Source organism: Ruegeria sp. CE9 (assembly GCF_056537425.1).
On sequence record NZ_JBQFRO010000013.1, the window covers coordinates 67166 to 86591 of the forward strand.

Sequence of the window (19426 nt, forward strand, 5' to 3'; positions counted from 1 at the left end):
TTCTTAATCACTGGGCGGCCATCGGCATCCGCGCGATCTTACAGCGTTGCCAGAGGGCAGACAGCGCGCCGACAAGTTGGTCGATATCCTCATCCGTATGGACGGGCGACGGCGTGATCCGCAGCCGCTCGGTCCCTTTCGGCACGGTGGGATAGTTGATCGGCTGGATATAGATGCCGAACTCTTCGAGCAACGTGTCCGAGATGAACTTGCACTTCACCGGATCACCCACCATCACCGGGATGATGTGGCTGGGGTTGGGGATATGAGGGATGCCTTCCGCATCCAAACGGGCCCGAACCTGCGCCACACGGGCTTTCTGCAGGTCGCGTTCAGTATTTGATTGTTTCAGATGCCGGATCGAAGCCGCAGCCCCAGCAGCAATCGACGGCGGCAGGGCGGTGGTGAAAATGAAGCCGCTGGCAAAGCTGCGTACGAAATCGCACAGCGCGGCCGAGGCAGCGATGTATCCGCCCACCACACCGAACGCCTTGCCAAGCGTGCCTTCGATCACCGTCAGGCGATCCATCAGACCTTCACGCTCGGCAATGCCACCGCCGCGCGGGCCGTAAAGGCCCACGGCGTGAACCTCATCCAGATAGGTCATCGCGCCGTATTTGTCGGCCAGATCGCAGATCTCTTTGATGGGGGCGATATCACCGTCCATCGAATAGACGGATTCAAAGGCGATCATCTTGGGCGCATCGGGGTCGGCTGCGGCCAGTTTCGCCTCAAGGTCTGCCAGATCGTTATGTTTCCAAATTACCTTCTGCGCGCGGGAATGGCGGATGCCTTCAATCATCGAGGCATGGTTCAGCGCGTCAGAGAATACGATCAGGCCCGGAATCTTCGCGGCGAGGGTGCCAAGAGCTGCCCAATTCGAAACATACCCGGAAGTAAAGAGAAGGGCCGCTTCTTTTCTGTGTAGATCGGCCAATTCGGCCTCAAGCAGCACGTGGTCGTGAGTGGTGCCAGAGATGTTTCGTGTGCCCCCGGCCCCCGCGCCGCAACGATCCAATGCGTCATGCATTGCACCGACGACCGAAGGGTGTTGACCCATGCCCAGATAGTCATTCGAACACCAGATCCGGACGTCTCGCTGCACTGCTCCATCGGTTTGACGCGCATTGGGAAAAGATCCGCACCGACGTTGCAAGTCTATGAAAACGCGATAATTGCCTTCGTCTCGCAGGGCTTCAAGGCTCTGGGTGAAGAATTGCTCGTAGTCCATGTTATGGGCTCCCCGGAATACTGGCTTTGGACCGAGGATAGGGCGGTGCCGCAGCCGACTAAATGACAATTGTCAAGTGGCAGTGGAACAGTGGGCTGGACGCGATAGGCGTGAGTTTGACATAGCTTAAGGACAGAAACGACGGGCCGTGTTTCAACCGCTCCGGCAAAGGAATCGGGGAAAGAACTGATGTCTCATGAGGAACAAAAAGCAATCGCGCGTCAGTCACTGCTGCTGCGCAGTTTGCCAGATCAGCATGTCGAAACGCTTCTGAGTCACGCGATCTGGCGTCAGTATGATCGCGGCGAAACGATATTCTTGCAGGAAGAAACCGCAAAGGCGGTTCACGTGGTTCTGGCCGGATGGGTAAAACTATTCCGCATGACCCCAAACGGTGCCGAAGCAGTTGTGAGCGTCTTCAAGCGCGGCGACAGTTTTGGCGAGGCCGTCGCCCTGCGCAACGTGCCTTATCCAGTATCAGCCGAAGCCGTGTCGACCTGCGAAGTCATGCATATCCCCAGCCCGATCCTGATATCGTTGATGAAGGAGAACCCTGAAATCGGTATCTCGATTCTGGCGTCGACCTTCACCCATTTACACTCACTGGTGGCACAGCTGGAACAGCTTAAGGCGCAAACCGGAGCGCAGCGTGTGGCCGAGTTTCTGTTGAACCTTTGTGAAAGCGAAGGGGGCGGATGCGATGTGTCGCTGCCATATGACAAAATGCTCATCGCCGGGCGTTTGGGAATGAAACCCGAAAGCCTCAGCCGGGCCTTTTCGCGGCTCAAAACCGTTGGAGTAAGGATCAACCGCGACCACGCTGAGATTTCGGACATCAACGCGTTGCGTAGATACGTAGAGGATGAGCCTGCAAACTTACGTTGAAGCGCTGTTTTTGATTTTCCACATGATCACTTCTTGCGGAACGTGTGCACACGGGACGGAAAACTGCCGCTCGGCGCGGATATTCTTGGAGACATGTGCATAACCTATCGGATCTTCGTTCGGTTCAACTAAGCTTTACCAATCGTTGCCAACCTGCTCAGAATGACCAACGACGGTTGGTGAGTTGCCGATCGCTCATGTGCTGGCCCTCAATGCGGCACTGGCATTAGTATGACGAACTAATACGGGTTCGGAAGTTGCGTGTCAGGCCAAACCGATACCGAAACTCAAGATAAGAAGTGTTGGGGGCTTGCAACGCTCGTTGGCTGCGTCGTTGACACCGTGCGATACCCGATGCTGTTATCACGGCAGGAAAATTCTCCGGGGGAGATTACGGAATGAATGAGGCCGCGGACGGATCCAGCGTAATCAACGAACGGATTCTAATCTGTGACGACGATTTAGAATTTGCCGAAAACGTCTGTGTTTTCCTGCGACACAAGGGCTACCAGATCGATCACGCGCCAAATGTTCCTGCTGCTCGAGAAAAGATAGAAACCGAGGATTATGATCTGTTTTTGCTGGATCTCGTCATGCCGGGAACAACCGGAAAAGTGCTGTGCCGAGAGATTGCTTCGCGTTTGGATGCTGGGATAATAATGATCAGTTCTATCGACGACGATGTAGAGCGCATTTCGCTGCTCGAGCTAGGCGCAGACGACTATATCATAAAACCCTTCAATGATCTTGAGCTATTGGCACGTATCCGGGCACTTATGAGACGACGCCACACGGGTCAGAAAAGTCAAAAACGCCTGACACGGTTTGGCCCTTGGGAGCTTGTCGAGAACGAGCGGCACCTCAAACATGATGATGGGCGCGTGATCACCCTGACCTCAAGCGAGGCGCGAGTGATGCGATTTTTTGTCGAGAACACGGATGTTCTTTGCACACGGGAAGATCTTTTGGCCGTTGCGCGCACAAGACAACATGGCGGCGCAGGTGATCGCAGCGTCGACGCCCTGATCAAGCGCCTGCGGTCCAAGATCGAGAGCGACCCCGCCAACCCTGAACATATCCGCACCGTCTGGGGGCAAGGTTACATCTTCCGACCCGGCTAATTATGCTTGTCTATCGGTAGAAAGACACTTGCCCTCAGGCCGCCGCCTGCGCGGTTCTCCAATGACACCGTACCACCCTGATCGACAACAATTGTCCTAACGATGGCCAAGCCCAGCCCACTGCCGGGTCCCTCGGCGCCAAGCCGTTGAAAGGGCTCAAATGCGGTCTCTAACTGCTCGACCGGGATGCCGGGCCCTTCATCATCGATGTGAATTGCGGCCATGTCATCAACTCTGGTCAGAGTAACATTTGTACGCCCGCCATATTTGACCGCGTTCTCCAGAAGATTTCGCAGCACGCGGGTGAGCGCATTGTGACGCCCGTTCACTATGGAAGATTGCTCGATCGTGTAGGTCACGTCGCGGCCCGCATCGACCTGTTCTTCGACCAGAGCCTCGATCAATGAGCGCAGATCTATTCGCGCAAGATCTCCATCGTGGTGCGTTTCACGATTAAGGTCGGTGACAGAGTTCACAATTTCGCTGAGGGCATCCAACCGCTTGAAAAGCTGCTCTTTCGGGGCTGTTGGTTCCAGTTTCTCGATGGCGTCACTCATCCGGGCAATCGGTCCTTTCAGATCATGTCCAAGGCTGCGGAGCAAAGTGGTCTTGTATTCAAGTGCCAGAACAATCCGGGCTTCCATGCGATTGAACGCGATGATGGTTTGACGGATGTCCGCAGCACCTGTTTCAATTAGCGGACCAACTTCTTCACCCCGGCCTATCAGTTCGGCATTGACGGCCATCGCGCTCAACGGGCGCATTACTTTCTGAATAAGAAACGCAAGGGCGCAAAGCAGTGTCAGAGCGACCAGACTGTCGATGGACCCTACAAAGACCAAAGGCGCGATATCTTTGTTTCGCATGAGTAAATAGCAGTTCAGCCATTCTTCATCATCCTTGAGCCGGACCGAGAAAACGCTCACTAGAAACGCGTCAACGCTTTCTGGGTCGAGGGGTTCGCCCGAGTGGCTTTTGAACAGTTGTAGCAGCGCGCTTTGATCGTGTTTGGCGTCAACAACCGTGTCCGCCACGGACAGTTCTGCGACCGCGATCCCCCGGTGTTTCAGCCGCGCCGTTAGCCAGTCCGCCAGGTTCGGACGTTGGCGACCATCATCCAGAGTGGTTGCTGCGTCCTGCGTGCCGACCCTGACACTCCATTCTGCGGGGAAAAAACCAAGCGCCGCTTCGGCACGGCTGTCAGGCGGTATGTGGGCCAGGGTTGAAACGACCTGAGCAAGAAAGGCATCGCCCCGGTTTTGGATCTCTTCCGCGCGCGAGTTGCGGATCTGGACCACGTCGGTGACAACCGAGAACACGCCGACAATCGTCCAGCTGATGAGCACGATACTCATAATCTGTGCTCGAAGTGTCAGATCATTCCAGCGCATCGCACCTATGTTCCCTGTCGCATCCCCTTAGATTGGACGCTAGTTCAAGTTCGGCTGCTTTCCCAAGCGGAAATTGCATTTGCGATGTATCGGCGAGTGCGATGGGTTTCCCCTAGCTCAGAAGAGGGCTGTATGTGCGGTTAAGCCACCTAGCTCCAGTCAGGGCCGAAAACCCAATTGAATCAAAGTGTGACAAGCGCTTGGGGCCTTCGCTGCGGGCCCCCACGTAATTCCCACAGTCATTCGAACAGGAGCCCGTCATGCAACAACATTCGTCCGTTCATCCTCAACTCGCTGCAGCCAAAGGCGCGCTGAGACGCAACCTGATTGCCACCGGTATCTTCAGCGGTGCGGTGAACCTGCTGATGCTGACCGGCCCCATTTTCATGCTGCAGATCTATGATCGCGTCATGTCCAGTCAGAGTGTGAATACGTTGCTCGCACTCAGCACGTTGGTGGCCGGTCTCTATCTGTTTATGGCGCTGATCGATGGTGCGCGAACCCGCGTGCTGGTTGCCATGGGCCATCGTTTCGAACAACAGCTGACCCGGACCGCATTTGACTGCACCCTTACAGAACCTTCCCAAATGCGCACTGGAGGCAACCCTGTTGCAGCTATCCAGGATGTCGAGAAAATCCGTGGTTTTTTGTCGGGTCAGGGCGCAGGTGCGCTTTTTGATCTGCCCTGGATCCCGGTTTATCTGGGGCTGGTTTTTGCCATGCACATGTGGTTGGGCCTGGTTGGTGTCGTGGGCGCTGTGGCTCTGATCGCCATCGCGATTGTCACCGACATCAAGGTACGTGCTGCGGCTTGCGTTCAGGCTGAGCACGCTGGCAAGCGCAGCCGTCTGGCCGAGTCCAGCCGCCGCAACGCCGAAATGATCCGGGCCATGGGCATGCAGTCCAATCTGGGCCGTGCCTGGCAGGACGTGAACGATCTGCATCTTGGTGCAAGTGCCAATGCTGCAACAACTGTCGGCGTCTCTGGCAGCTTTACCAAGGTTTTCCGCCTCGCGCTGCAGTCTGGCGTCCTGGCGGTTGCGGCTTACCTCGCGATTCACGGGCAAATCTCGGCGGGTTCGATTGTGGCCGCGTCGGTTATCATGTCCCGTGGGCTGCAGCCGATCGAGACTCTTGTAGGCAGCTGGCGCAGCCTTGTCGCGGCGCGGCAGGCTTGGGCACAGTTGAAGAACACGCTGTCGGGTGGCGAAGCCGAGCAGCGAATCTCGCTGCCCAAAGCTCAAAAATCACTGACCGTCGACGGGCTGATCGCTGCCCCGCCGATGGCAACCAGCGCTGTTCTCAAAGGCGTAGGTTTCGACATGAAGGCCGGAGAAGCGCTTGCTGTGATTGGTTCGACCGGCAGCGGTAAATCGACCTTGGGCCGCACATTGGTTGGCGCATGGTCGGCAGCCAAAGGGAACATCAGCCTCGACGGTGTACCGATTGACCAGTACTTGCCCGAGGAACTTGGACCGCAGATCGGTTTTCTGCCGCAGGATGTCGAACTTTTTGACGGCACCATCGCCCAGAACATCGCGCGCTTTGATCCCGATGCGAAGGACGAAGAGGTCATTGCCGCCGCTAAAGCTGCAGGTGTCCACGAACTGATTGCTAGCTTCAAAGACGGCTATGCCACTTCTGTCGGCGAGCGTGGAGCGGCCCTTTCCGGTGGTCAGCGGCAGCGCGTTGCTCTTGCCCGTGCACTTTATGGAAATCCATTCCTGGTGGTGCTGGACGAGCCGAACTCGAACCTAGATGCTGTTGGCGAGGCTGCGCTGAACCATGCGATCCAAGCTGCCAAGGCGCGCGGAGCGATTGTGATCGTCATTGCGCACCGGGCCAGCGTCCTTGGTTCGGTCGACAAGATCCTAATCATGGAGGAAGGCCGCGCCGGAGACTTTGGCCCCCGCGCCGAGGTGATGGAGAGGTTGCGCCAGCGCAATCAAGCCGCTGCTGCCGCGCAGTCACAGCAAAAGACAGTCGATGAAACCCCACAGGCCGAACCTGCAGAGGCGACACCTGCCGCCGCCGCGGGCTGACATCAGCCTGTACTGAAATCGAATGAATGGAGGAAACCATGAATATCAACCCGAATTCAAACACCCATGCCGAAGGCTTTAAGGACCGCTCTATCCGATCCATCGGATTTGGCCTAGCCGCCATTGCTGTACTTGCCATTGGCTTCGGCGGCTGGGCGACGACGGCACGCATGTCCGGCGCGGTTGTGACATCTGGCAACGTCGTGGTCTCATCTGACCTACGCGATGTACAGCATCCCGATGGCGGTATCGTGGGCGACATCAACGTCAGAAACGGAGATCGTGTTCAGGCCGGAGATGTGGTTCTGAGCCTCGACAACCAGTTGCTGTCAGCCAATCAGACCTTGGTTGATGACAGGCTTGTCGCGATCGAGGCGCAACTGGCGCGTCTGGCGGCCGAACGGGACGGATTGGACGAATTGGCATTGTCCGACGAACTCGTTTCGCGAAACGACGAGGAAAAAGTTCAACGCGCGCTTGCAACTCAGATCGCCATGATGGAAGCGCGCCGTTTGTCCCAGGACGGACAAGTCGCCGCGCTGAACGAGCAGATCATGCAGATCGAGCAGGAGATCACCGGCCTCGAAGCGCAGCGCGACGCTGCAGACGAAGAGATCAAGCTCATTGAAAGTGAACTTGCGGGTCAGCAGCAATTGCTGGAAAAGGGCCTGACACCCGAGACCCGCGTGACTGCCCTGAAACGTCAACGCAGTGGTTTGGTCGGCAATAGCGGCGGCCTGATATCGCGGATCGCCGTCGCCCGTGGTCGGATCAGCGAGACGCAGATCAACATTTTGCAACTCGAAAAGACCTTTCGCGAGAAAGTTATGAACGAGATTGCGGCGCTTGAGGTTGAACGGGATGGCCTGAAGGAACGTCGCAGCGCCGCTGAGCTGCAAATGGCGCGGGTCGACCTTCGGGCTCCGGCAGACGGTATCGTGCATGAATTGACGGTTAATACTGTCGGTGGTGTTGTAGCTCCTGGTGAGACGCTGATGCAGATCGTACCCGAGGGAGAGGGTTTGGTGGTGACAGCCAGTGTCATGCCGCAGGACATCAACAATGTCGCGGTAGGGCAGTCGGCAAACGTGGTCATCGCAGCCTTCGACCAGCACGTCGTGTCCCGACTGGATGGCAGTGTCGAATATGTTTCGGCTGATCTCAAGACCGATCCTGTGACGGGAATGTCGTATTATGAAGCCCGGGTCGCTTTGGACGATGAAGCGTTCTCGCTTTTGGAAGACCGTCAGCTCAATCTGTTGCCGGGCATGCCGGCTGAGGTCTATATCGCGACCGGAGAACGGACTTTGTTCGAGTATCTGATTGACCCGCTCAGCAAGCAGATCCGGACTACGTTCCGCGAGGTTTGAACGCCTGATGGTGTGACCATCACCCACGGTTCTGAAGACCCTCAACACGTTAAACCAGCGTCAGAGATGGCGCTGGTTTTTTGCCATCTCAAGACAGGCCAATTCCGAGCCGAAATGGCAAGTCCTATTTGGTCCAAATTCAGATCAAAGTAGCGATTTTTGTCATACTTTGTAACATTTTAGCGCCCTTTTGCGCGTTGTAATGATCAGCCCGGATAACCACCTTTTCAGTGTACCCGAGGAGGAAGTTTCAAACATTTTTTGGGTGTTAAACAACGTGTGTAACAAGGAGAAATACAATGAAACATGAAACAGCTACGAGCTTTGAAATCGCCAATGACGACGTCACTGCAGTGACCCCGATCATGCCTGATCCTCGTTGCGGCACTCCGGTGCCTCAGGACGGTGAGGACCTGGTCGCGGTAAATCCGTTGCCGATTGATCCCTTGGTCGCAGATCCCATCGAAGAGTTGGTTGCGGTGAACCCGCTGCCCTTTGGTGCGGTCCCGGCTGGTGAGGGCGATGACGTCAACGCGGTCTCGCCGATCATGCCGGACCCCCGTTGCGGCACCGAGGTTCCGCAGGATGAGGACCTGGTTGCGGTAGCTCCCCTGCCTTACGGTGCAGTTCCTGCCGCCGAAGGTGGTGACCTCACTGCGGTTTCCCCGATCATGCCTGATCCTCGTTGCGGTACCCCGGTGCCTCAGGACGGTGAAGATCTGGTTGCAGTGAACCCGCTGCCCTTCGACCCGATCGTTTTGGACCAGGGTGACGACGTTATCGCCTTGCCGCCGATCTTGACGGACCCAAGATGCGGCACCGAAGTACCGCAGGACGAGATGGAAATGACCCCTCCGCCCCTGTGCGAGATCGTACCGACCGCGGGCGGCGAAGACATCTGCGGAACCCCTGTTCCGACCGACAACTTCTTTGTTGATCTGGTCGTCTAAGTGGGGCGAAGCTCAGCGATCATACATCGCTGCTCAACTAAAATCCGGGTGTCTTTGTTCCTTGCGAAACAGGCACCCGGGCAACCAAAAGGAAAAACTATCTCACCGGTTGGGGCCCGAAACGGCGCCAGCCGGGTTCGTTGTTTTTTAATGCCTTTGTTTCTATTTTTGTCATACTTTGTAACAGGTTAGGCCGTGTTTTGCGGTTGAGATCAACGGCCTGAAAAACCACATCTTTCTTATGATCTGCGATGCGTATGGGCCCGAAACCCGGGCACCGACCATCCAGAATAAGGAGGAAAGAAAATGAAACATGTAATGAAATCCAATAACCAAACTTTTGCGATGGGTTCGGTCAATACGGATGATGTTATCGACGAACAGATCGAAGATGCATCAATCGTGCCAGAAAACATGGCGGACTCGTCCGATGACGTTCTGCCGCCGCGCATCGTCAATGGAATTGATACCGAGATTGGGATGACGCCCGATCAGATGCACTTCGACAGCTATGATCATGAGTATTGGTCCAGGAATTGGCAGGAATATACCACATACAACAGCAGGCTCGATGTGACCGAAAAGGTCATTGCCGGCTTCGTCAAGGTCTTGGGTGAGAATGAGACCAACTTCACCAACAACATTTGGCATCACTTTGACCACAAGAAAGGCGCTAATAAAGACATCGTCTATCGGGTCGAAGCAGGCGTGATCGGGAATGACAAAGGCAACGTCATCTATGGCGCGGACACGCATCGCGGTACTTCATACCAGCACGATGACAAGATCTTTGGTATGGGCGGAGATGACGTGATCTTTGGTCTCGCTGGCAACGACACGCTCAGCGGTGGGTCAGGCAATGACTATATCGATGGCGGTGCTGACGACGACGTAATCTATGGCGGCACCGGCAACGATATTCTGTTGGGCGGCACCGGCGTGGATTTGCTTTATGGTGGCGCAGGTAATGACTGGCTCTATTCTGGTAACAAGGATGGCCAGGTCGGTCATGACCAGTTGTGGGGCGGCTCTGGCTTTGACACCTTCGTGCTTGGCGATGCAAATGCGCCCGCAAACGATGGCAAAGACTTTACGGACTACATGGCCGATGGATTGTGGTCAGGCATGAGTGCGGCTGCCGATGCCATCTTGCCTGGGCCCTTGAGCGGCTTCGTCAATCTGTTCTTAGGAATGGGAGAGGCGCTCTCAAACATGGGCGGTCAAGCCGGTGGCAAGTTCAAAGATGGCAATGCCACGCATGTGCGTGATTTCGATCCGACACAGGATACGATCATCATTCCATTGTCCGAGGACAACTTTGACGACATCACTATCAAGCATGATGGTCTGCCAAAGGCACAGGCGTTTCGGATCTATGATGAATCGAACGACACTCCCCAACTGATCGCTGTCATCTACTGGGACGATCTGAAGAACTCTTTCCCTGCAAGTTTGGATTGGGATAATTTGACCACCCGGAAAGCTTGGGCAAATCAGATCATCGAAAGCGCGCTTTTCATCGACAAAAACGGTGTCGACATGAATTCGGGCCAGTCCTTTGATTTGCCGAACGGATCGCTTGACGCATTGGGCAGCAGCAAGTTCCTGATGCTGGGTGCCTATGGCGGCACCGAGCTTTATGGGGAAGATGGTGTTGCTGACAAACTCTTTGGTACGGATTACGGCGATATCCTTATGGGATATAACCGGTTCGGCAAAGACGGTGAGGAAAGTAACGCTGGCGATGACAAATTTTGGGGCTTCGGCGGCGACGACCTTTTCATCGCCGGGTCTGGAATTAACTACATCTACGGCGGCGCCGACAACGATACCATCGCGTATCTGGATGCCAGCAGTGGTGTCACCGTGGACATGCGCAAGGAAGACGGCAAAAACTACTTCGAGGTGAACGGCGTTGAATACTACGGTCACACAGATGCGAATTGGCGTGATTATATCTACGAGGTGGAAAACGTCATTGGCAGCCAATTCGATGACCGTCTGACCGGCGATAGTGGCGACAACGTCCTGAACGGTTTGGATGGAAACGACATCCTGGATGGTGGAGAAGGCAATGACACATTGGTTTCGGGTGACGGCAACGACACTTTGACCGGTGGCCAGGGTAAAGACACCTTCGTTCTCAATGGTGGCGAGAACACGATCACAGATTTCAACGCCAATGATGGCGACCGGATCGAGATCGACCTCGGCGCTTACGGGATGACCGGCTGGTTCGATCTGGATCATCGTATCGAGAATGGTCAGATCGTGCTGTTCAGCAAAACGACCGGTGAAGACATCGTGCGCTATGACGATGACGGGAATGGATTTGACCCATCCTACATCGATCTGCGCAGCCTTCAGGACGGTGAAATTGTCTATGAGCCTGCCTTTGCTTCGAACACGCTGGCGTGGTTTGAGAAATACGGCAACCGGATCGATGTCCAAGTTGATGATACTGTTCCAAATGTACATGGGACTGACAGCTGGGACTATATGGTTGGCGACGACGGCAGCGGTATGGTGACCCTGAATGGCGGTGGCGGTGATGACTACATCATTGGCGGCGCACACAATCAGGCTGCTCACCTGAACGGTGGTGATGGCGATGACATCATCATGATCCGTAAGGGTGCACTTATCGCCAACGCCGATGGTGGCGCTGGTGATGACGTGATCATCCTGGATGCCGACCAGTCAACGAAAGCCGGTCTGGTGAACCTGACAGGCGGAGAAGGCAGCGATACTTTTGTCTTCACCGGTCCAGGTTCCCCCAATGCCACGCCGCGCATCAGAGACTTTGAAGCGGATGACGCGATCGTCTTTGATCTGGAAGGCTTGGGCTTGTCCTCGCTGGATCAGTTGCAGTTCAACTTCTCAAATGGGAACTGCCAAATCAGTGCCAATGATCAAGGAATTGTCACTGTCCAAAATGTGCACAGCGAATATGACATAATGCAGCACATCAGCGAACTGACGGTTCAGCAGTCGCAGGACTGGGGTCTCTGATCGTCACCGATTAACGAAAACGCCTCAGCCGATCTGGATCGGCTGAGGCTTTCTTAACAATTCGATCCGGCAATGACGCAAAGTTAATTATTACGACATTCCATATATGGCGAAGACTCGCGCATCTGCGCCGATCTCTTGCTCAAACCTTGCTATAACCCACTGAGCTGCGGCGTTTTTCTGCGCATCAATAGGTTAATCTAAGCCCACTTCCGCGCAGATTAATTCGTTAATGAACTCTTAACGTTTCTCGAACTTCAGGCTTGTTACCCAAGTTGGGTCCGACGTGATCGGGCAAAATTGGCCGAGATAATTGGGCCGAAACAACGACAAGATGGGAGTCTGTTTCAACATGAGTAATGGTACGTATGAAGAGTTTCGCGACGCCTTGCGTGTGTTTGAATCTGGTTGGGATCGAGAACGTTATGACGCCGGTGTCATTCAAGACTGGCAACTGAATCAATGGGCCGGAGGGACGGTCGCAGAGTTCTACCCCAGCTATTCCAGTTGGTCGGATCTGAGCAGTGATGAATGGGATACAATGTCCTATCGTTCAATGAACTCGCTGGGATTTGTTGGATACCAGTTCGGCGAGGCACTTGTGATCGACCTCGGGTATTATACGGACGACGTATATTACGGAAACGGTGCGGCTTCGAATACATGGGATGGAAGCTGGACCGGAAAAAACGGGGTCAATTCACTAGCGGACTTTACCACCGCCGAAGCGCAGGAACGCGCGATACAAGAGGCCTTTGGGTACAATCTTCAGGTCATAGAAACCGGGCTGGGTTACCAAGGTGAAAGCTTGTCCGACTATATCGGATCAACCCGCACCTATACGGAAAATGGACAGGAAGTGTCCGTAACCCTCAGCTTGACCGGCATTATGGCTGCTGCACATCTACGGGGCGCGTGGGGAACGCTTGCGCTTTTGCAGGGCGGGAACGTCTCGGTCGATGAATACGGCACCTCAATCCTACGCTATATTTCACAATTTGGCGGGTATGACGCGCCTTCGGTAGAGGATGCAATCAAGGTCTATACTGATGGTGTTTTGCCCACTGAAACCGATGGTGGGAATACTTCTCCTCCAATACTTCCGCCAACAACTCCACCGCCGCCTACCGAGCCGACAGGCAATGGTACAGCCGATACCACCGAAAATACTGCGGATGTTGTGATCACATGGGCTTGGGGCACAGACAACACGATTTCCGATTTTGATCCGGCGACAGATACGATCTTCATCTCATGGATCAGCGCGGATGCACTTGATGTCAGCGAAATGAACGGCTCGGTTGTGTTTGCAATTCCATCGAACAATCAATCAACGACACTCAGCGGTGTTACCCTTGCCGACCTGAGCGCTGCGAATTTCACCATCCTCGACGATACTGCAGCGACCGAAGTGCTCGGCGTTGTCGGACCTGACAGTACGACACCGGGCGGAGGTGGCCATGGTGGGGGGCACAATCATCAGCATATGCACATCACCCTGAGCCTTGCCACCGCAGCTCAGGTCATAGACGGGTTCATGCCCGCAATGGGCGACGTTATCGAAATCAGCGCGGATATCACCGCTGAAAACTTTGCGATTTTTGAAGAAAGCGGAGATGCTTTGGGCCAGACCGTCCGGGTCGAACTGACCGACGGGAATGTCACCAAGCAGATCGTATTCACAGGATTTGGTCTATCCGATCTAGATATCAGCAACTTCTCAGTCACCGATCAAGCCGTTCTGAACGAGCTGTCTTCGGCCCTTGGGCAAGTTGTCATCACGCCGGGGGCGGGCCAAGGATATACTCTCAGCTATGACTCTGACGGTTCAAATCCGCCAGCCATAACCGGAAACACGGATGCCGGTGGTCTGAGATACCGTGCCGACAGCAATGCAGACGACATAACGGGCTTCCGACCGGGCGTTGATGAGTTGGATTTTGGTGGCACCTCGGTTCATGGTATGATTGTCACCAAGTCGGCTGCCGGTGAAATTGTTATCGACAGCCCGTGGTCCGACGCGGCACAGATTGTACAAGGCGTCACCTTTCAGGACGTCACGATTGATGACTTTGGCATCGTTGGAAACGAGCACTTTCGTCAGGATATGGGCGGTGTCGTTAGCTGGGAGCAAGGGATTGGTCCTCGTGATGCGGATACCGTCTACGCCCGGAGTCATGAATATGGCGTGCACGAGGTGATCGACGGGTTTGATCCCGCAACCATGAAGATCAGTTTTCTCTATTTCGGGACCCGCGAACGCCTGACCGTCGAGGACAGCAACGACGGTCTTGTAATCTCTTCCTTGCCAACTGGGCAGAGCGTCACACTTACAAACGTAACCAAAGCCGATCTGGTGCCAGGGCTGTTCGAATTCCACCACGATCAAGTGATGGAAGATAACCTCGAGGTTCCTTTCGGCTTCGATCAGAACGACGTGACACTTGTTGATCGCACCATGTTGCTGACGCCTGAGGCACCTGTAGGAGCCACGACGGACGGCCATCAGATCAGAACGGGTGATCTTTCCGGAAGCTCTTCTGGTACAGACAATGGTGGTGTCACAGATGGTGGTTCCACTGAAACAGACGTTAATCAATCGGCAGGCGCCATTTCATTTGGCGCAGGTGCAGATGTTGCTGAACTGACTTGGAACTGGGGTGTGAAGACAGAAATCATCGGTTTCGATGCAAGCGAGGACGTGCTGGATTTCAACTCGCTCGGGGAACGAGACGTTGCTGTCAGCGAGAACGGTGATGATCTGGTGTTTGAAGTTGTCGGAAACGGCGGCCATACAGTGACGCTTCAGGATATGCAGGCAGAAGACCTCAACCTCGGCAACCTCACTGCAGATGACTGGAACTCTATCGACGAGGTGAACAGCGCGCTGGTGAGCCAGCTGGAGGCATTGGGAATGTCCATAGCTTGAAGTAAAATTCACATTCCACCCGGCCATCCCTCAGGCCGGGTGGCGTTTTATAGTAGTCGAGAGCGATTTTGTGTTTCCGAACGCGGCTCAGACGGTTCCATCATGAGATTTGATAGGTTGATGAGCTATTCTTTCCGTTTGGGAAACGCAGAAGGAGTTCGCCTAAGCCCCCATCAGATATTGAGTGTCGTTCTTGCATCGGGCGAGAATGCTAAGGCAGCGAATGGCAGTTTCGCCGTGCCGTGCCGTGCCGCTGCGCAGCTTGTCCCTGATCACGACACGTGGTTCGCCGCAGGCTGCAACCAGTCGGCTGAGGAAATGCTTTGCGGCTTTGGCGTTGCGGCGAGGCTGGATCAGAACGTCAAGTAAATCTCCATTGCCATTGATTGCACGCCATTGCCAATGTTTCTCTCCGTGATCGGTACGACCAGTTGTCCATATACCAATTGTCGTGCGGCCGTGGTCGGCCGCGAACAGATAAGCGAGTTCGTTCAGGCGGCAGCTATCTGAGTTTGTACCGATTGCCTCATGACTGCCGTGATCTGATCGATTTCAGCGTCAGTGCATGTGTAAGGCGGCGCAATCGCCATTACCGGCCCAATGATCCGAAAAAATACACCAAGACGTTCAGCTTCTTCACCCACAGCACGCGCCTGTGCTTCGGTATCAAACTCAACCGCGGCCAACATGCCCTGATGGCGCACATCCAGGACACCAGGAGTTCCGCGCAATTCAGCCAAACCGTCTGCGATCTTTTGACCAAGACGACCAACATGCGCGGGTAAATCCATCTCTTCATAAGTATCGAGGCATTCCAGCGCGACCGCTGCCCCGACCGGGTGGCCGCCATATGTGACGCCATGGCCGAACGTGCCCTTGCTATGACCCAAAGATTCAATCTCGTGGTAGACTTTGCTTGACACTGCAGTCGCAGACATCGGGAACACTGAGGCTGTCAGCTGTTTCGCCAATGTCATCATGTCGGGATGAATGTCATAGGTCTCACAGGCAAACCATTCACCGGTCCGCCCGAACCCGCAGATGATTTCGTCAGCGATCAGCAAGATATCATGTTTGGCCAGTACATTCTGAATTTCCGCCCAATATCCGTCGGGCGGAAGGATAACGCCCCCGGCCCCCATCGCAGGCTCGCCGATAAACGCCCCGACCGTCCCGGGATCAGCAGCTGTGATCAGCGCGTCAAGTTCACGGGCGCGGCGTTTGGAGAAATCGATCTCGCTCTCACCTGGGTCGGCATCGCGCAGGTAATGGGGTCGCCCAGTGCGCAAGACCGCGTCCAGCGGCAAATCAAATCCGTCATGACAATAGGTCAAACCCGTCAGAGCTGCGCTCATCTGACCTGACCCGTGATATGCGCCCTCGCGAGCGATAATGCGCTTTTTCTGCGGGCGATCCCTTGCGTTCCAGTAGTACCGGACAAATTTCGATGCCGTTTCCACAGCCTCAGATCCCGAGGTGCCAAAAAACACCCGATCCATACCCGGCAAGCGCGCAACCAGCCGAGCCGCCAGTTGATCGGCAACTTCGGGCGTGCGACCCATGAACGAGTGATAATAGGCCAATTTACCCATCTGGACTGTCATCGCACGCGTTAACCGTTCGGGGGTGAAACCGAGCGACGCGCACCAAAGGGCCGACACGGCGTCGATATAGGGTTTGCCCTCTGCATCGAAGACACGAACCCCCTCACCGCGCACAAATTGCGTCGGTGGGGTTTCTTCTGCCACTACCGGATCAGTAAACGGGAAAATCTGGGCCAATCGAACCTCCACAATTCAATCTGCTACAACTTGATATGATCGGATAACTCAGTCAAATTCGAAATATTCCTGCATTGTTAGAGTTTTCCTCATGCCAGAACGTGACTTACCAAATCTCAACGCTTTACGTGTCCTGACAGCGGTCGCCCGGGAAGGCGGGTTCTCAAAAGCGGCTGAGCGTTTGGGGGTCACGCAATCGGCCGTCAGCAAACAGATCGCTTTGCTTGAGGCAGAACTTGGTCAACCTCTGTTTATGCGATTTCACAGGCGGGTCGAGATCACGCCGTTCGGGCGGCAAGTCGCGGATCTGGCCACGGATGCGTTTGGCCGTATCGAAACAGGATTGCGCCACGCAAAAGAAGCTCCGCCGGAACAAATCCGGTTTTACGGGGATGCGGACTTCACTGAGCTCTGGCTGTTCCCTCGCCTCCGCCGGTTTGAGGCAACTTGGCCTAATACCAGAATTTCGATCTCGGTCGAGGTCGCCATGAACAAACCACCCGAACAAGACTACGATTGCGCGGTGATCTGGGGCCGAGGAGACTGGACCGGCTGTCGGTTTGACCCACTCCTTACTAATTCCGTCTTTCCCGTGGCCGCCCCTCATTACTTTCAAGCGCTGAATCGTTCGCCGCAGCTGTCCGACATACCCGAGCCCGACCTGATCCATGATCAAACCCGGTTCTGGTGGCGCGCCTTTCGAGAGGCCATTGGCGACCGCAGTCTGAACCCAGATGCCGGGCGCATATACAACCGGTCTTCATTGTGCCTTGCAGCAGCGGCACGAGGCGACGGTGTCACAATCGGGGATGAGGTTACGGCCTGGCTGTATATTGAAAACTCGTCATTGATTTGCCCGTTTCAAACCCGTCTGCCCTCACCGGATTCCTATTTCTTTGTTCAACCCGAGGAGATTCGTGACTCAAATGCTCTGAAACAGTTCAAGTTATGGCTGTTTGCCGAAGCGGCCGAGGCAAAGCGGTTCTTTCAAAGGTTCTGGAAAAAACGCGTTTAAGCAACAAGTTGTTGCCAATCCCAACTAGGCCGTCTTGGCAAACTGGTTTCACACCGCTCTACGAGCATGATCCAAGCTTGCATCCACGACGAAGACTAGCATGGCACGAAACTTGATGTTGGACCACGGGCAGGTTGCATTGATTTTCGACGAGCATCATGATTCAGAGCGATGACATGAGCGAACGTTGGTGGCCAGCTGATGCGCAGATGGCCAAGATTTCCAGTTTCTTCCCACATTCGCATGACCAACTATGCGTCGACTAAAAATGGTGCCGAGTGGTACAATCTTTTTCAATCGCAATGGGATGCGATGGCTGGCGCTCCACATGAATACCTGACCAACAAGACGATTTGCATCCGGTGGATATGTTGGATCATGATCGGCTTGGCAGCCGTGCATGGCTAGAAAAGGACCGTGATGATCGATGCGACGTATCTTGAGGCACATCATACCGCAGTCAGCAAGGCCGCGAAAAAGAGAGGCTTGCCGACTGATTGATCGAACTCGAGGCGGGGTGAATACCAAATGGTTGTGTCACTCCTTTGATACCTAATCATCTTCTATTTGGGCGTAGAGTTTTGCTCATTTCCTCAGCATGACAACCTGGGGTCGCCATATGAGTCTTCCGGCTTTGCAGGTGGGATGTGCGCGATGCGGTAATTCTTCACCGGATCAGCGCGAGCTGGCGCGGAAAGGAATAGGAGCAAAGGTGGTGAGACAAGCTTTCGAGTTGAGAGTAGGTGGATTGGAGTTGAAGCGCCCCTTGGAGGTAGTCCAATTCTATCACGCTCTGGCCGACGTCATTCTGGTCGATCAATTCGAACGTAAAACTCTGACGCATCCTTGATTGACTCTCGCAAACTCGCTTGTCCGACTGTCGACTTGATCAATGGTCTAGTAAGGGATTGCCTACCCTTCGCGGACAACATGTTTGCAGCTCCAATTTCCAGCCTGTGGGCATCGAGTTGATGGCCGCGCAAAACCAAGGAAGGGCAGGAGACCTAGACCATCAATTTCTCTGTTCTCGACAGGTAATATTCAGCACAAAGGGCGGAAAGGAGGCATTTTGCTGCGGCAGCACTAAAGTCTTGGGTCAATTCAAAAAAGTTGACCTTGGAGCAGTTGTAGGAAGGAGGGCCTCCTAAGGACACGCCTCTTTTCAAGTTCGCGTGCGCTACGGTCTCAGTTAGTCACTGATTGCCGAAATACCTGCTTCGGCGCAGATGTCGTCGAATTCCTTGCCATTTGCGTCCTTGCCGGGATACCCAGCAATTCCGATTCCACCTATGACCGCGCCTTCGTAAATGATCGGGACGCCCCTCGAAAGTGTAATCAGGCCGATTTCATTGAACACAGCACCCAACGTAGGCTCATGCTCATTTTCGGCCTCAGTCACCGAGTTCGCTTCGCGGCGTGATGCGACCGTGATTGCTTTGCGGTAACTTGTGTGAACGGTGTGCGGAAACGCGCCTTCGCGCATCAGTTGGACGCGGGGATTTGCGCGCTGGCCCACAACCGTGACCTTTGTTGCAAATCCCATATAAGCGCAGGTCTGAGACGCAACCGTGGCGGCGGTCTGCGCCCATTCGAGAGTGGTGCTCAATTCCACATAAGGGTCGGCGTGCGCAGCGCGTGCGCCTTCCGGGGTTTCGAAGTGCACGGGTTAAGTTCCGCTTTGAAACTTCACTTTTGAGTG

At 54.8% G+C, this 19426-nt stretch carries 14 protein-coding genes and 1 pseudogene; 10 read left to right on the top strand and 5 right to left on the bottom strand.

The annotated features are described in order from the left end of the window. Window positions 1-7: 7 nt before the first annotated feature. Window positions 8-1231 (bottom strand): 5-aminolevulinate synthase, encoded by a 1224-nt coding sequence (hemA, locus tag ACR0B3_RS20230; protein WP_480810615.1) that lies wholly within the window; start codon window positions 1229-1231, stop codon window positions 8-10. Window positions 1232-1420: 189 nt separating this feature from the next. On the opposite strand from hemA, the gene ACR0B3_RS20235 reads away from it, so the two are divergent. Next, window positions 1421-2116 (top strand): Crp/Fnr family transcriptional regulator, encoded by a 696-nt coding sequence (locus tag ACR0B3_RS20235; protein WP_480810616.1) that lies wholly within the window; start codon window positions 1421-1423, stop codon window positions 2114-2116. 398 nt (window positions 2117-2514) lie between these two features. Then, a complete protein-coding gene (locus ACR0B3_RS20240; RefSeq protein ID WP_480810617.1) occupies window positions 2515-3237 on the top strand; it encodes a response regulator in 723 nt (240 codons plus the stop codon). On the opposite strand, the gene ACR0B3_RS20245 is transcribed toward ACR0B3_RS20240, so the two are convergent. Beyond that, complete coding sequence (locus ACR0B3_RS20245; protein WP_480810618.1) at window positions 3234-4592, bottom strand: sensor histidine kinase; 1359 nt, start codon at window positions 4590-4592, stop codon at window positions 3234-3236. The genes ACR0B3_RS20240 and ACR0B3_RS20245 overlap by 4 nt on opposite strands. A gap of 296 nt (window positions 4593-4888) precedes the next feature. Between ACR0B3_RS20245 and ACR0B3_RS20250 the strand changes: the two genes are divergently transcribed. From ACR0B3_RS20250 to ACR0B3_RS20270, 5 genes are all read left to right on the top strand, one after another. Then, complete coding sequence (locus tag ACR0B3_RS20250) at window positions 4889-6670, top strand: type I secretion system permease/ATPase (RefSeq protein WP_480810619.1); 1782 nt, start codon at window positions 4889-4891, stop codon at window positions 6668-6670. 38 nt (window positions 6671-6708) lie between these two features. Then, the gene (locus ACR0B3_RS20255; RefSeq protein WP_480810620.1) at window positions 6709-8040 is read left to right on the top strand and encodes an HlyD family type I secretion periplasmic adaptor subunit; all 1332 of its coding nucleotides are present in this window, start codon (window positions 6709-6711) and stop codon (window positions 8038-8040) included. A 299-nt stretch (window positions 8041-8339) separates the two neighbouring features. Further along, window positions 8340-8990 carry a hypothetical protein gene (locus tag ACR0B3_RS20260; RefSeq protein WP_480810621.1) on the top strand — a complete coding sequence of 217 codons (651 nt, stop codon included), beginning with the start codon at window positions 8340-8342 and terminating at the stop codon, window positions 8988-8990. A 306-nt stretch (window positions 8991-9296) separates the two neighbouring features. Beyond that, window positions 9297-12002, top strand: a complete 2706-nt coding sequence (locus ACR0B3_RS20265; RefSeq protein WP_480810622.1) for a calcium-binding protein — start codon at window positions 9297-9299, stop codon at window positions 12000-12002. Between the two features lie 352 nt (window positions 12003-12354). After that, on the top strand, window positions 12355-14931 hold the full coding sequence (locus ACR0B3_RS20270; RefSeq protein WP_480810623.1) for a hypothetical protein: 2577 nt from the start codon (window positions 12355-12357) through the stop codon (window positions 14929-14931). A 162-nt stretch (window positions 14932-15093) separates the two neighbouring features. Here ACR0B3_RS20270 and ACR0B3_RS20275 read toward each other — a convergent pair whose 3' ends face one another. Together ACR0B3_RS20275 and ACR0B3_RS20280 are read right to left on the bottom strand one after the other, a co-directional pair. Continuing rightward, the gene (locus ACR0B3_RS20275) at window positions 15094-15453 is read right to left on the bottom strand and encodes a DDE-type integrase/transposase/recombinase (RefSeq protein WP_480810680.1); all 360 of its coding nucleotides are present in this window, start codon (window positions 15451-15453) and stop codon (window positions 15094-15096) included. Then, a complete protein-coding gene (locus ACR0B3_RS20280; protein WP_480810624.1) occupies window positions 15423-16712 on the bottom strand; it encodes an aminotransferase class III-fold pyridoxal phosphate-dependent enzyme in 1290 nt (429 codons plus the stop codon). The genes ACR0B3_RS20275 and ACR0B3_RS20280 overlap by 31 nt, the downstream gene beginning before the upstream one ends. A 91-nt stretch (window positions 16713-16803) precedes the next feature. On the opposite strand from ACR0B3_RS20280, the gene ACR0B3_RS20285 reads away from it, so the two are divergent. From ACR0B3_RS20285 to ACR0B3_RS20295, 3 genes and pseudogenes are all read left to right on the top strand, one after another. After that, a complete protein-coding gene (locus ACR0B3_RS20285) occupies window positions 16804-17727 on the top strand; it encodes a LysR family transcriptional regulator (RefSeq protein ID WP_480810625.1) in 924 nt (307 codons plus the stop codon). Window positions 17728-17903: 176 nt separating this feature from the next. Beyond that, a pseudogene (locus tag ACR0B3_RS20290) lies at window positions 17904-18256 on the top strand (transposase family protein); the annotation flags it as partial. 186 nt (window positions 18257-18442) lie between these two features. Next, window positions 18443-18577: a hypothetical protein gene (locus ACR0B3_RS20295; protein WP_480810626.1), complete on the top strand. Its 135-nt coding sequence runs from the start codon at window positions 18443-18445 to the stop codon at window positions 18575-18577. A 339-nt stretch (window positions 18578-18916) separates the two neighbouring features. Here the strand turns inward: ACR0B3_RS20295 and ACR0B3_RS20300 are convergent, their stop codons facing one another. Further along, complete coding sequence (locus ACR0B3_RS20300) at window positions 18917-19390, bottom strand: GlcG/HbpS family heme-binding protein (protein WP_480810627.1); 474 nt, start codon at window positions 19388-19390, stop codon at window positions 18917-18919. Between the last annotated feature and the right edge of the window lie 36 nt (window positions 19391-19426).

Coding starts and splice junctions, on each gene's coding strand:
- hemA (WP_480810615.1), bottom strand. CDS start 1,231: ATGGACTACGAGCAATTCTTCACCCAGAGCCTTGAAGCCCTGCGAGAC.
- ACR0B3_RS20235 (WP_480810616.1), top strand. CDS start 1,421: ATGTCTCATGAGGAACAAAAAGCAATCGCGCGTCAGTCACTGCTGCTG.
- ACR0B3_RS20240 (WP_480810617.1), top strand. CDS start 2,515: ATGAATGAGGCCGCGGACGGATCCAGCGTAATCAACGAACGGATTCTA.
- ACR0B3_RS20245 (WP_480810618.1), bottom strand. CDS start 4,592: ATGAGTATCGTGCTCATCAGCTGGACGATTGTCGGCGTGTTCTCGGTT.
- ACR0B3_RS20250 (WP_480810619.1), top strand. CDS start 4,889: ATGCAACAACATTCGTCCGTTCATCCTCAACTCGCTGCAGCCAAAGGC.
- ACR0B3_RS20255 (WP_480810620.1), top strand. CDS start 6,709: ATGAATATCAACCCGAATTCAAACACCCATGCCGAAGGCTTTAAGGAC.
- ACR0B3_RS20260 (WP_480810621.1), top strand. CDS start 8,340: ATGAAACATGAAACAGCTACGAGCTTTGAAATCGCCAATGACGACGTC.
- ACR0B3_RS20265 (WP_480810622.1), top strand. CDS start 9,297: ATGAAACATGTAATGAAATCCAATAACCAAACTTTTGCGATGGGTTCG.
- ACR0B3_RS20270 (WP_480810623.1), top strand. CDS start 12,355: ATGAGTAATGGTACGTATGAAGAGTTTCGCGACGCCTTGCGTGTGTTT.
- ACR0B3_RS20285 (WP_480810625.1), top strand. CDS start 16,804: ATGCCAGAACGTGACTTACCAAATCTCAACGCTTTACGTGTCCTGACA.